Genomic DNA, 12700 nt, shown 5'->3' with positions numbered 1-12700 from the left:
GCCCGCGTCGGCGCCCGGCCTGTCGCCGTCGGGCGCTCCTGCGCGGCAGCGCCGCATGACGCTCCGCCGCACGTACGGCAAGGGGGCGAGCGATCCCCTCGCTCGCCCCCTTGCACATCCGGCACCCGAAGCGCCGTCCGGCTCAACCCGTCGCGTCCACCAACGCCAGGTCGTGCAGGCGGTCCGGTGGGCCCGGGCGGGCGTAGTACCAGCCCTGGGCCGTGTCGCAGCCCAGTATGCGGAGTTGCTCGGCCTGCGCCCCGGTCTCGACGCCCTCGACGGTCACCGCGAGGTCCAGGGAGTGGGCGAGTGCGACGATCCCCTCCACGATCTTGAGGTCGACGGGGTCCGCCGGGAACTGCTGCATGCTCTGGGTGAAGGAGCGGTCCAGCTTGAGGATGCTCACCGGGAGGCGGCGCAGGTTCGCGAGGTTCGAGTAGCCGGTGCCGAAGTCGTCAAGGGCGATGTCCACGCCCATCTCCGCGAGCCGCCGCAACGGCTTCAGCAGCGCGTCGTCGGCGCCGATGAGCGCGGACTCGGTGACCTCCAGGCAGAGCGCGTCCGGTGCGACGCCCGCGCGCTCCAGGATGTCGACCGTGTCCTGCACCAGAGCCGGGTGCGTGAGCTGGCAGGGCGAGAGGTTGACGTTGATGCGCAGGGGCCCCGCGTCGACGTAGCGTTCACGCCATTCGCGGGCCTGGCGCACCGACTGCTCCAGCACCCAGCGGCCCAGCGGCACGATCAGGCCGGTGTGCTCGGCGAGCGGGATGAAGCGGTCCGGGCCGAGCACGCCGTGCTGCGGATGCAGCCAGCGCACCAGGGCCTCGGCGCCGCGCACACTGCCGTCGCCGAGGTGCACCAGCGGCTGGTACTCGATGAAGAACTCGCCCCGGTCCAGCGCCGTCGGCAGCGCGGTGGTCAGACCGTGCCGGGTGATGGCGCGGGCGTCGGCCTCCTCGTCGGCGAGCTCGAAGCGATTGCCGCCGGCCGACTTTGCCCGGTACATGGTGATGTCGGCGCTGCGCAGCACCTCCGCCGGGCTGCGCTCCCCCGACGGGCCCTCCACGATGCCGATGCTGCCGCGCACGGTCAGCGAACGGCCGTCGATGCTGACCGGCGTGACCAGCGCGTTCATGATGCGCGCGGCGAGTTCGTCGACGTCGCGCTCGGTGTCGGGTCCGGTGGTCAGCGCCACGAACTCGTCGCCGCCGAGCCGCGCGACCATCTCCCCGGGCGCGGTCGCGCAGGCCTGCAGCCGGTCGGCGACCTCCACCAGCAGCCGGTCACCGGCCGCGTGGCCGAGGCTGTCGTTGACGGTCTTGAAGCCGTCCAGGTCGAGGTAGCACAGCCCGAAGCGCTGGCCGTCCCCCGCGCCCAGCGCCTTCTCCAGGCGCTCGAAGAAGAACGTGCGGTTGGGCAGACCGGTGAGCGCGTCGTGGGTGGCCTCGTAGCGCAGGCGCAGATTGAGCAGCCGGCGCTCGGTGGTGTCCTCCATGAGGGCCAGCTGGTACTGCGGGTTGCCGTCCGCATCGCGCAGCAGCGAGACCGTCAGATTGGTCCACAGGACCGTTCCGTCAGGTCGGTAGAACGCCTTCTCGACGTGGTAGTGCTCGCGCTCGCCGCGGACGAGTTCGTCGTAGAGCGTCCAGGTCTGGGGCGCGTCCTCGGGGTGGGTCCAGGCCTTGACGTTACGGGTGTGGAAGTGCTGCTCGGTCAGGCCGAACATCCGCAGCAGCGCGCCGTTGACCTGAAGGATGTTGCCCTCCAGGTCGGCGATGCTGATCCCTATCGCCGCGCCCTCGAAGACCGCGCGGAAGCGGGCCTCGGTCGCGTGCAGGGCCTGCGCCACCACACCCTGCGCCTTCAGCGCCGCCGCGGAGATCGCCTCCTGCTCGGCGAGCGTCCGCTCGCGCAGCGCCTGCGCGAACCCGGCGGCCATCGTGTGCTGCAACCGCGCGCAGCGCGAGCGCAGTTCCTCGGGGTCGCCGTCCTCGCCGCAGTAGAGCACCAGATAGGCGTCGACGCAGTCCAGGGTGCGGGTGAGCGCCTCGGGGTCGGTGCAGTGGGCGGCGACGAGGGCGGCACCGACCGCCCTGCCCTCGTCCGCGGCGGCGGCCCGGGAGTGCAGCGCGTCGGTCAACCGCCGCGCCAGTGGCAGGAGTTGCTGCTCGAACTCCGGCCGGGTCAGCGACGTCGAGGTGACCGGGAAGACCGCCCGGCTCCAGATCGTCGCGAACCTGCGCAGTCTGTCCTTGGGCCCGTCCGGTTCCGCGGTCACGCCGTACGCCCCACGCCGGCGAACCCGGAGAAGGCATAAGGATCCTCGTCCTCCGGTGCCGTCCTGGGCCGCCAGTGCGGCATCGACACCAGTCCCGGTTCCACCATGTCGTACCCCTCGAAGAACTGCGCGATCTCCTCGCGCGAACGCATGATCAGCGGGTTGCGAATGTCCTTGTACACGTCCACCGTCCCCGCGGCCCGCTCGGCGGGGAGCGGGATTCCCTCGTACGAGGCATGGGTGAGGATCAGCAGGCTGCCGGGCGCGAGCGCGTCGCGCAGCTGGGCCACCGCCCCGTACGGGTCGTCCTCGTCTTCCACGAAGTGCAGTATGGCAACGAGAAGCAGCGCCACTGGCCGATTCAGGTCGATCAGTCGCTGCACCTCGTCGCTCGCGAGGATCTCCAGGGGCTTGCGGAGGTCGGCCGCGGCGGCGGCGGCGTCCTCGTTGCCCGCGAGGACCGCCTGGCTGTGGGCGACGGCGACCGGGTCGTGGTCGATGTACACGACGCGGGCGCCGGGCCGGGCCGACTGGGCGACCTCGTGGACGTTGCCGAAGGTGGGGATGCCCGAACCGACGTCCAGGAACTGGTCGATGCCCTCGCCAAGGGCGAAGCGCACCGCACGCTGCATGAACGCCCGGTTGGCCTGCATGACCTTGGGGAGTCCCGGCATGAACTCCATCGCCTTGCGGGCCGCCTCCCGGTCGACCTCGAAGTTGTGCGAACCGCCCAGGTAGTAGTCGTAGATCCGCGCGACACTCGGCACCGAGATGTCGATGCTCCGTGGTGCCCAGGCGGGACGATCCATCTATCTCTCCAAGGGCGTAGGCGATCCGGTGTTCGAGCTGAGGCTACTGATCGCCCGCCAACAGGGCGAGCGGAAACGGAAATTGACCATCCGTTCCCGGTCACTGCCTGCGGCAATTGCCACATTCGCCCTGCGCTGCGCCCTACGTGGACCGGCCCTTGACCTCCGCGGCGGCGCACCAGAACGGCCCGCCCCCTCCGTGCGGTGCGGAGGGGGCGGGCCGGGGCCGAACGCGCGTCCGGTGCAACAACCCTGGGGAGGTGATGCCTACTTCTTCGGCGCGCCGACCGGCTTTCCGTCGGGCGACATGACGTACCACGTGCCGCCCACGCCCTGGCCGTTGGTGTCCCCGGGTGCCTTGTCGCCGGAGAACGTGTACGCGGGCCAGCAGTCGACGGTCATCTGCTTGACACCGTCGGGGCGGGTGAAGCCCATCAGGCCCTTCTTCTCGATGCCCTTGGTGTCGTCGGCCTTCACCGGGGCGACGGCCGGCCACTTCTCCAGGCAGGAACCGGTGCAGTTGGAGATCGGGTCGGGCCAGGCCACGTCCTTGATGAAGCGGTAGACCGTCCTGCCGTTCTTGTCGACGACGATCTTGCCGAACTTGGGGTCGTTGCGGACCGACAGGCCCGGCAGGCTGGCGAGGGTGGCCTTCTTGCCGTCGGGGGCGAGCGCGAACCACTTCTCGCCCACGCCCTGGCCGGTGATGTCGCCGGCCTTGGTGTCCTTGGCATAGCGGTACGCCGGCCAGCCGCCGATGGTCAGCTGCTTGGAGCCGTCGGACCGGGTGACCTCGCCGAGCAGGGCCTTGTCGATACCGGCGCCGGCGGTGGCGTCGTCCGCGGGAACGGGCGGCCAGGCCTTGGCGCAGTCGCCGTCACAACTGGACTTGGGGGGCTCGGCGGTGTCGTCGTCGAAGCGGTACAGGGTCTTGCCCGCACCGTCGGTCAGCACCTTGCCGAGCTTGGCGTTCTGGGTGACGGCGAGCTTGCCCGCGGCCGGGACCTGGGCCTGCCCGTCGGCGCCGTAGCCGTTGCCGGGACTGGCGCTCGCCGTGCCGCCGGCACCGACGCTGCCGTAGCCGCCCGCGGCGGCCGTGGCACCCACGTTCTGGCTGCCGACCGACGCCGACGTGCCGCTTTCCTGACCGCACGCCGTCGTCAGCGCCAGCACAGCCGCAGCGCTTGCCACGAGTGAGGCGCTCCGCCAGGAGGTCTTCATCGTCAACTCCCCATACTCACAAGGGTGTTGCAGCGCCCTGCTGCGCCGCCGCACGAGCATGGGTACGAACGGGACGGGTGGTTGTGTTCAACCGCCTCACAAATTTCTTTCCGGAACCTGTGACGCCGGGGCGCCATCTCGCACACGCGTGCGCATCCATGGGCACCCGGGCGGCGGCCGGTCAAACGGCCGCGCACGCCTGATCCTTCGTTCGGGCCAATCCCGGCGGGCTCCGGCGTGCCGTGCGTCGCCAAGGCTCATGATCTTCGTCGTGCATGGACCCGAATCGACCCAAACCACCTTCGCCGCAAGGGCGTTGGCCGTGGCGACGCTCACCTGGCTGCTGGTGGGGGCACCGGCGGGACCGGCGCGGGCCGACGCCTGCGCCTACGCCTCGACGGGCCCGGACGGCACCCGGGCGGTGGCGGTCGCCGGAGACCTCTCCTGGCCGACTCCCCCGCTGTGCCCGGAGCCCACGCCGACACATACGCCGATTCCCACACCCACACCCACACCCACACCCACACCCACTCCAACGCCCCCGCCGCCGAAGCCGAAGCCCTCGCCCCCGCCGAAGCCCGCACCCAGGCCCAGACCCACGCCCACCCGCACGCCGAAACCGCCGCCTCCCCCCGCGCGGCCCGCCCCGCCGCGCCCGAGCGCGAGCCCGACGCCCCCACCCGCGGCCGCACCGCCCCCGGCCCCCACGCCGACACCGGCGCACTCGGCGCGGCCCAGCCGGCCTCCCCGCGTGGTCCATGTGACCTATCCGCACTACCGGGCGCCGGTGCGCACGGCACCGTCGCACGGCAGCACCTCACCGATCGTCTTCGTCCTGCTCATCACGGCGCCCGCCGTGATCGCCGTCGCCGCCCTGCGGGCGCGCTGATTCCTGGAGGAAACTCTTGCCGGAATGGCTTGTTCTCACCCTCGCGATGCTGGCCGCATGCGCCGTGGTGATCATCGTCACCCTGGTACGGCACCGGGCCGCGCCCGACGACGAGGACACCAGCGAGACCCCGGACGTCATCGAGTACATGACGATGTGGATCGGCGTGGTGTACGCCATCGTCCTGGGCCTGGCCATCGCGGGGGTGTGGGAGGGGCGCAGCGCCGCCCAGGACCATGTGCAGGCGGAGGCCGTCGCGCTGCACGAGATCTCGGAGCGGGTGCGGGTCTATCCGGCCGACGTCCGGGACCGGATCCGGGAGGACGTCAACAGTTATGTCGGACAGGTCGTCAACACCGAGTGGAAGACGATGAACGACGACGGGCGTCTGACCCCGCGCGGTGACGCCCTCTTCGACCGCATCCGCGCGGACGTCACCGACTACCAGCCGAGGACGGACTTCGAGTCCCAGGCCTACCAGCCGCTCCTCGACCAGGTCACCGCGGCGGACACGGCTCGCAGCGCCCGGGCCGACTCCATGGGGGCGACCATGCCGGGCGTCGTGTGGTTCGGTCTGCTCGCCGGGGCCGTGGTCACCATCGGCATGGTCTTCGCGCTGCAGATCCGGCGCACCGTGCGCGAACTGGTCCTCGCCGGGCTGTTCTCCGCGCTGATCGCGTTCCTGCTGTTCCTGATCTGGGACTTCGACGCGCCCTACTCACGGGGCATCACCGCCTCGGCCTCACCGTTCCTCACCCTCTTCCCGCACCTTCACGGCTGACGGTCCCTCGCGCCGTACGACCACCCAGGGACGCGCGCCACGCCGTCGCCGTCCCCTGGGTGGCCCACACGGTTGCCCCATTCGCGCTACTGCGATCGCGCATCCGCACGTCCGTTCCTAGCGTTTCGGTCATCGAGGTGCATTTATCACGAAAGCGGAAAGGGTCCGCAGCTGCTCCTCGGGGACCGGAGGAACACCATGCGCGCGATACGCGTCGCTTCGGCCGCACTGCTGGGCCTTGGCGCCCTCGCCCTCTCCGCACCGGCCGCCCTCGCCAAGGGCGACGGCCACGACATCACCCCGTTCGCCTTCACCGTTCTGCCCTCGACCGTCGCGGCCGGCGGCCATGTCACCCTGCATGTGAACCGGGACGGCGACTGCAGGGGCCCGGCCACGGTCAGGTCGGCGGTGTTCGACACGGTCGTGATCCGGCCGGGGCAGTCCTGGGGGGCGGCGACGGTCGACCGGGACGCCAGGCCGGGCGCGGTCTACCGGGTGACGTTCACCTGTGACGGTGCGAGCGGCTCCACGGATCTGACCGTCGCGGGCGGCCATCCCCGCCACCCCACCCCGGTACCGGTCAATCCCACGCCGGTGCCGGTCACCCCGCAGCGAGGGGTGCAGGCCGGCGAGGGCGGCAGCATCGCCGGGTTCGACCTCAAGGAGATCGGGATGGGCGCGGCGCTCATCGCCGCTTCGGTCGGAGCGGCGTACCACTTCTCGCGCCGCCGCGGCGAGGACGAGGCCTGACGGCCCGGCAGCATCCGCCACCGCACGACCGTGCACGACAACGCACGACAGGTCTTCGCCCCGGAACTTCTCTTGGGTTCCGGGGCGAAGACCTGTGGCCGTGCGAGGGCAGCCGTGCGAAAGGCTCTCCGAAGAAGGGGCGAGGGGGGTCAGATCCGCTTCTCGGACCTGCGCCGCATCCAGAAGAACCCGCCGGCCAGCACCGCCGCGGCGACGAGCCCGCCGCCGATGGCCATGTCGGTCGGCGTCGCACCGCTGGAGCTGGAGCCGCCGAGGCCGCCCTGGACACCGCCGATGACGGTGAACGCGGCGGGGTTCGTCAGCGACTTGCCACCGCACACGACGGTGATGCTGTGCGAACCGTTTCTCGCGTTCCTGTTGACCGTCGCCGTCCCCTTCGCCGTGCTGTTGGTGCCGGGGAGCATCGACAGATGCGTCCTCGGGAAGGCGTCCGAGGTGGCCTCGCCGCCTGTCGGGCAGCCGTCGACCGTGATGGTCAGCTGACCGCCGCGGGCGATGACGCTGGGCAGGGCGACGATGTTGGTGGGGTTGATGTTCATGCCGTCGCGCGCGACGGCCACCGGCGCGGCGAGGCCGAGGGCGGCGACCGCGGCGGCAGAGACCGCCAGGGCACGATGAGTACTCATGTGATCCTCCGCGGAAGGCACCCCCGGGGCCCGTCCCCGGTCTGTCGGCGAGAAAGCGCCTCCCAGAAAGACCCTCAGATGCCTTGCACGCGCCCGCATTTCGGCGATGGTCCGTATTGGTGAGAGGACACGCCGGGCGGTTCCCGCGCAATCCGATATCGCCGCAGGTCACGGGAGCACCGGAAATTTCCTGTCCGTGGCAACTCGGATGGCGCACCGAAGGCGTACGAGCCACCCGTTCGCCCCCGCCCCGTCGCCGGTCGCCTGCGCGGCATTTAGCGTTGCCGTATGCGCGAATGACGTGGCGACGGTCGCGTCGAGAGGGGTGACGAATGGCGGCGTCCGAGCTGGCCGAACTGGCTGAAGAGGAGGAGCGGCGCAAGAAGCGCGCTCCTTGGGGCGTGATAGCGCTTGTCCTGCTGACCGGCCTCGCGCTCATTCGCAACGGCTCGGGCGAATTCGACGTGGGTCCCCCGCAGCCCGCCTCCGCCGCCGCGGCCGACAGCCGGGTCCCGGGCGCCACGCCGACCGTCCAGGCTCTGCCGTACGCGCTGCCCGACCGGGTCAGGATTCCCACCATCCGGGTCGACGCGCCGGTGATGCCGGTGGGTCTGGACGTGGACGGCTGGGTCGCGGCGCCGCCGCCCGAGGACCCGAATCTGGCGGGCTGGTTCACCGGTGGGGTGACTCCCGGCGAAAAGGGCACCGCGGTTGTGGTGGGCCATGTCGACAACAAACAGGGGCCCGCCGTCTTCTACAACCTCGGGGCCCTGAAAAAGGGAAATCGCGTCGAGGTCGCCCGAAAGGACGGAAGGACCGCCGTGTTCGAGATCTACGGCATCGAGGTCTTCGACAAGAAGAACTTCCCCGGAGATCGCGTCTACGCGTCCAAGGGCGCTCCGGAATTGCGGGTCATCACCTGCGGAGGCGGTTTCTCCAAGCAACACGGTTACGACGGGAATGTCGTCGTGTTCGCCCGCCTGGTCGAGGTCCAGTGAGAAAACCCCGGCCGGGCGGGCGACATGCGGGTCAGGTGTAGCGCCGTCTCGGCAGGGTGACGTGGTAGCCGGAGTCCAGCAGATGCGGCAGCCAGGTGCGCAGGGCGCGTACGGTCTGCGAGCGGTTGCCCCCGGCGTCGTGCGAGAGCACCACGACGCCGGGGGCGGCGCCGTGCTCGACCCGGTGGATGATGCTGCGGGTGCCGGGGGTGGTCCAGTCGAGGGTGTCGACCGTCCACGCCAGCGGCTCCATGCCCATTTCGGCGCCGAGTTGGAAGGCCGCGCGGTTCCAGGCGCCGTAGGGGGCGCGGAACCACTGCGGCCGCTGTCCGTACGCCTTCTCGATGAGGTCGCTGGTGCGCTCCATCTCGGAGCGGATCCGGGAGCGTTTCAGGCGGGTCAGCAGCGGGTGGGACCAGGTGTGGTTCCCCACGATGTGTCCCTCGTCGGCCATGCGGGCCAGCAGGTCCCGGTTCCAGTCGGCCATCTCCCCGCACACGAAGAACGTGGCCCGGACGTCGTACTCGGCCAAGGTGTCCAGGATGTGCGGCGTGTAGCGGGGGTCCGGCCCGTCGTCGAAGGTCAGCACGATGGTGCGGCCGTGTCCGGGCATCCGCAGGAACGGCTCGTGCCGCACCGGGACCTTGGCGGGAGCCGCGCGCGGGGGTGCTCCGTATCCGGTCAACGGCTGGAGGCGGAAGGCGGACGACTTGAGCGCGGTGTGCGACTGCGGGCCTGCGGCCGGGGCGGGGGCGGGGGTGCGCCGGACCGGCTCCTCGCCCCCGCTCAGGGCGAGTGCACCGGCGGTGCCGGCCGCGCCCAGAGCGACGGCGCCGGCGAGCAACGCCCGGCGCCGCGTGAGCAACTGATCCTTCTTCATGATCCATCAGTCGCCCAACCGGGGCGCCGCGCCCGCCGCGACACCGGCACGGGCGCGAAAAACACCCGCTCGGCCCACAGCGGCCGGCGGCGCGCTCAGCGACGGCGCACCATGTTCAGCGGCGGCGCACCAGGGGGAACGGCAGCGTCTCACGGATCGTCAGGCCCGTCAGGAACATGACCAGGCGGTCGACGCCGATCCCCAGGCCGCCGGTGGGCGGCATCGCGTACTCCAGGGCGTCGAGGAAGTCCTCGTCCAGTTCCATCGCCTCGGGGTCGCCGCCCGCGGCCAGCAGGGACTGGGCGGTCAGCCGCCGGCGCTGCTCGACCGGGTCGGTCAACTCCGAGTAGGCGGTGCCCAGTTCAGTACCGAAGGCGACCAGGTCCCAGCGCTCGGCCAGCCGTGGGTCGACGCGGTGCCGGCGGGTGAGCGGGGAGACGTCGGTCGGGAAGTCCTTGTAGAAGGTGGGGAGTTGGGTCTTCTCCTCGACCAGGCGCTCGTACATCTCCAGGACGACGTCGCCGCGTCCGTCCTCGGCGGTGTACGGGACTCCCGCGCCGTCGCACAGCCGCTGCAGCTCCGGCAGCTCCGTGTCGGCGTCCACCTCCTCCCCCAGGGCCTCCGAGATCGCGCCGTGCACCGTCTTGACCGGCCACACCCCCGAGATGTCGTGCTCCTCGCCGTCCTTGCGGGCGACGGGCGAGCCGAAGGCGGCGGTGGCCGCTTGCTGGATCAGTTCGCGGGCGAGGTCGAGCATCACGTCGTAGTCGGCGAAGGCCTGGTAGGCCTCCAGCATCGTGAACTCGGGGTTGTGCTTGTAGGAGACGCCCTCGTTGCGGAAGGTGCGGCCGAGTTCGAAGACCTTCTCCAGGCCGCCGACGCACAGCCGCTTGAGGTACAGCTCCGGCGCGATGCGCAGATAGAGGTCGAGGTCGTAGGCGTTGATGTGGGTGGTGAAGGGGCGGGCGTTGGCGCCGCCGTGGATCTGCTGCAGCATCGGCGTCTCGACCTCGAGGTAGCCGCGCTGCAACAGGCCCTGGCGCAGCGCCTGGACGGCCGTGGAGCGGGCGCGGACGACGGCGCGGGCGTCGGGGCTGGACATCAGGTCGACGTAGCGCATGCGGACCTTGGCCTCGGGGTCGGCCAGGCCGTGGCGTTTGTCGGGCAGCGGGCGCAGGCACTTGCCGACGAGCCGCCAGTCGGTGACGAAGATCGTGGGCTCGCCGCTGCGGCTCACCCCTGCCCGGCCCGTCGCCGTGATGTGGTCGCCGATGTCGGTGTCGGCGGTGAAGCGGTCGAGGGCGGGTCCCGACCCCTCGCGGGTGAGGGCGAGTTGGCGGTCGCCCGACCAGTCGCGCAGCACCACGAAGACGATGCCGCCGAAGTCCCTGATGATCATGATGCGTCCGGCGACGGTGACCTGGTCGCCCTCGCGGACGTCGGCCAGGGCATGGGTGAGCCGGGGGACGTCGACCGGGTACGGATCGGTGCCGTCCGCGCGCAGCCGGTCCAGGGTGCGGTGCCGGACGCGGACCTGCTCGGGCAGGCCGGCGTACGCGTCTGTGGGCCCGGCCTCGTCCCCTCCGGCGAGGCCGAGCGCGGACAGCGACGGCAGTCCCTCGGTGGTCGCGGGTCTGGGCGAGCCCTTGGGGTGGTGCCCCTTCCCCCAGAGTTTCCGCAGCGACGGTACGGAAACGAATCCCTCGGCGATACCGGAGGCCAGTCCGATCCGGGCGAGGGAGCCGGTGTCGCCGTAGCAGATGAAGCGGGGGTACCACTGCGGGTGATACTTGGCGTTGGAGCGGTAGAGGGCCTCCAGTTGCCACCAGCGGGAGAAGAACAGCAGCAGTCGCCGCCAGAGTCTGAGGACCGGTCCGGCGCCGATGCGGGCGCCCTCCTCGAACGCGGAGCGGAACACGGCGAAGTTCAGCGAGATCCTGCGCACGCCGGATTTGGGCGCGGCCGTGCACAGTTCGTCGACCATGAACTCCATGACGCCGTTGGGTGCGCTGCGGTCACGGCGCATCAGGTCGAGGGAGATGCCGTCGCGGCCCCAGGGCACGAAGGAGAGCAGCGCGAGCAGGCGGCCGTCCTCGCCGAGGGCCTCCACGAGCAGGCAGTCGCCGTCGGCGGGGTCGCCGAGGCGGTCCAGGGCCATGGAGAAGCCGCGCTCGGTCTCGGTGTCGCGCCAGGCGTCCGCCTTGTCGACGATCTCCTCCATCTCCTCGTCGGTGAGGGCGGAGTGGCGGCGGATGCGGCAGTGGGCGCCGGTGCGGCGGACGCGGTGCACGGCCTGCCGGGTGACCCGCATGTCGCGGCCGTCCAGGTCGAAGTCGGCCGGGTACAGGATCGCCTCGTCCCCGAGCTGGAGCGCGCCGAGTCCGGCCCGTGCGTAGGCCCTGGCGCCGTCCTCGGAGGCGCCCATGGCGGCGGGCGCCCAGGCGTGTCGGCGGGCCACGTCCAGCCAGGCGGCGATCGCGTGCGGCCAGGCCTCCCGGTCGCCCACGGGGTCGCCGCCGGCGAGGCAGACGCCGGCCTCGACGCGGTAGGTGACGGCGGCCTTGCCGCTGGGTGAGAAGACGACGGCCTTGTCGCGCCGGGTGGCGAAGTAGCCGAGGGAGTCCTGCTCGCCGTAGGCCCCGAGCAGGGCGCGGATACGGGACTCCTCGTCGCCGTGCAGGGCGGACTCCATGCGCTGCGAACGGAACAGGGTGGCGGCGGCGTTGAGCAGGGCGAGCGCGCCGAACAGGCCGAGCAGGAAGTACAGGGCGCGGGGCGGGCGGCCGTCGAAGGACCGGGCCGAGACCAGGCCGCCGCAGACGCGGTTGGCGGCCCACGCCAGGTGCTGGCCGCGCGGGAGCGTGCCGGGGAACAGCTCCACCAGGCCCCAGCCGACGAGGAGGCCGAGGGCGAGCCCGGCCAGCAGGACGCCGACGGCGCGGCGGACGGCGGCGCGTCTGGAGGCGGCGTAGAACTCCCCGCGGGCGACGATCAGCAGGGCCAGCGCGAGGGAGCAGACGACGAGGGACGGAACGGACTGGGCGTACAGGCCGAGTGCCACGCCGAGGAGGTCGTCGAGGACCAGCAGGCCCAGGTAGACGACCACCAGCCACCAGGCGATCTTCTTGCGGGAGGCGGTCGCGGCGGCGAGCAGGAAGAGGAAGACGGCGTAGGCGAGATTGGCGCTGACCGGGACGATGAGCAGGTCCAGGAAGCGGACCACCGGGCGCAGCAGTCTGCGCAGCGGCGGGATGAGGGCCAGCAGGACGCAGAACAGCCCGAGGGCGCCGAAGAAGGCCGCGAATACGTCGGGCACCTTGCTCATCGGCCCGATTCCGGGCGGCCGGGCCGGGCCCGCGGTGCCCTTCTTCGGGGCGGCCCCCACAGTGGCACTCATGTTCCGACTGTAGGAACTGTGCGGCCGCCTGTCCCGTCGAGACGTCCCGC

At 71.4% G+C, this 12700-nt stretch carries 10 protein-coding genes; 4 read left to right on the top strand and 6 right to left on the bottom strand.

The window, feature by feature from the left end:
• Window positions 1-142: 142 nt before the first annotated feature.
• The 3 genes from JYK17_RS03335 to JYK17_RS03325 form a co-directional block, all read right to left on the bottom strand.
• Window positions 143-2278 carry a putative bifunctional diguanylate cyclase/phosphodiesterase gene (locus JYK17_RS03335; protein ID WP_128801220.1) on the bottom strand — a complete coding sequence of 712 codons (2136 nt, stop codon included), beginning with the start codon at window positions 2276-2278 and terminating at the stop codon, window positions 143-145.
• Window positions 2275-3087: an SAM-dependent methyltransferase gene (locus JYK17_RS03330; RefSeq protein ID WP_128801221.1), complete on the bottom strand. Its 813-nt coding sequence runs from the start codon at window positions 3085-3087 to the stop codon at window positions 2275-2277. Before JYK17_RS03330 ends, JYK17_RS03335 begins: the two co-directional genes overlap by 4 nt.
• A 267-nt stretch (window positions 3088-3354) precedes the next feature.
• Window positions 3355-4308: an SCO0930 family lipoprotein gene (locus JYK17_RS03325; protein ID WP_108012284.1), complete on the bottom strand. Its 954-nt coding sequence runs from the start codon at window positions 4306-4308 to the stop codon at window positions 3355-3357.
• Between the two features lie 751 nt (window positions 4309-5059).
• Between JYK17_RS03325 and JYK17_RS03320 the strand changes: the two genes are divergently transcribed.
• The 3 genes from JYK17_RS03320 (at window position 5060) to JYK17_RS03310 (ending at window position 6728) form a co-directional block, all read left to right on the top strand.
• Window positions 5060-5197, top strand: coding sequence for a hypothetical protein (locus tag JYK17_RS03320; RefSeq protein ID WP_206660277.1), 138 nt, complete (start codon window positions 5060-5062; stop codon window positions 5195-5197).
• 16 nt (window positions 5198-5213) lie between these two features.
• Window positions 5214-5978, top strand: coding sequence for a bestrophin-like domain (locus JYK17_RS03315; protein ID WP_108012282.1), 765 nt, complete (start codon window positions 5214-5216; stop codon window positions 5976-5978).
• Window positions 5979-6176: 198 nt separating this feature from the next.
• Window positions 6177-6728, top strand: coding sequence for a hypothetical protein (locus JYK17_RS03310; RefSeq protein WP_108012281.1), 552 nt, complete (start codon window positions 6177-6179; stop codon window positions 6726-6728).
• Between the two features lie 149 nt (window positions 6729-6877).
• On the opposite strand, the gene JYK17_RS03305 is transcribed toward JYK17_RS03310, so the two are convergent.
• Window positions 6878-7375: a hypothetical protein gene (locus JYK17_RS03305; RefSeq protein ID WP_108012280.1), complete on the bottom strand. Its 498-nt coding sequence runs from the start codon at window positions 7373-7375 to the stop codon at window positions 6878-6880.
• A gap of 332 nt (window positions 7376-7707) precedes the next feature.
• Between JYK17_RS03305 and JYK17_RS03300 the strand changes: the two genes are divergently transcribed.
• Window positions 7708-8373: a class F sortase gene (locus tag JYK17_RS03300; protein ID WP_108012279.1), complete on the top strand. Its 666-nt coding sequence runs from the start codon at window positions 7708-7710 to the stop codon at window positions 8371-8373.
• A 31-nt stretch (window positions 8374-8404) separates the two neighbouring features.
• On the opposite strand, the gene JYK17_RS03295 is transcribed toward JYK17_RS03300, so the two are convergent.
• The gene (locus tag JYK17_RS03295) at window positions 8405-9253 is read right to left on the bottom strand and encodes a polysaccharide deacetylase family protein (protein WP_128801224.1); all 849 of its coding nucleotides are present in this window, start codon (window positions 9251-9253) and stop codon (window positions 8405-8407) included.
• A gap of 115 nt (window positions 9254-9368) precedes the next feature.
• Window positions 9369-12650, bottom strand: a complete 3282-nt coding sequence (gene lysX, locus JYK17_RS03290; protein WP_222809725.1) for a bifunctional lysylphosphatidylglycerol synthetase/lysine--tRNA ligase LysX — start codon at window positions 12648-12650, stop codon at window positions 9369-9371.
• Window positions 12651-12700 lie beyond the last annotated feature (50 nt).

Origin of the sequence: Streptomyces plumbidurans (assembly GCF_019857225.1) — a bacterium.
GTDB lineage: Bacteria > Actinomycetota > Actinomycetes > Streptomycetales > Streptomycetaceae > Streptomyces > Streptomyces plumbidurans.
This window is presented reverse-complemented; position numbering and strand designations above follow the sequence as displayed.

Bases quoted from the DNA above. Each gene is read 5' to 3' on its own strand.
- JYK17_RS03330 (WP_128801221.1), bottom strand. From the start codon at position 3,087: ATGGATCGTCCCGCCTGGGCACCACGGAGCATCGACATCTCGGTGCCG.
- JYK17_RS03325 (WP_108012284.1), bottom strand. From the start codon at position 4,308: ATGAAGACCTCCTGGCGGAGCGCCTCACTCGTGGCAAGCGCTGCGGCT.
- JYK17_RS03310 (WP_108012281.1), top strand. From the start codon at position 6,177: ATGCGCGCGATACGCGTCGCTTCGGCCGCACTGCTGGGCCTTGGCGCC.
- JYK17_RS03305 (WP_108012280.1), bottom strand. From the start codon at position 7,375: ATGAGTACTCATCGTGCCCTGGCGGTCTCTGCCGCCGCGGTCGCCGCC.
- JYK17_RS03300 (WP_108012279.1), top strand. From the start codon at position 7,708: ATGGCGGCGTCCGAGCTGGCCGAACTGGCTGAAGAGGAGGAGCGGCGC.
- JYK17_RS03295 (WP_128801224.1), bottom strand. From the start codon at position 9,253: ATGAAGAAGGATCAGTTGCTCACGCGGCGCCGGGCGTTGCTCGCCGGC.
- lysX (WP_222809725.1), bottom strand. From the start codon at position 12,650: ATGAGTGCCACTGTGGGGGCCGCCCCGAAGAAGGGCACCGCGGGCCCG.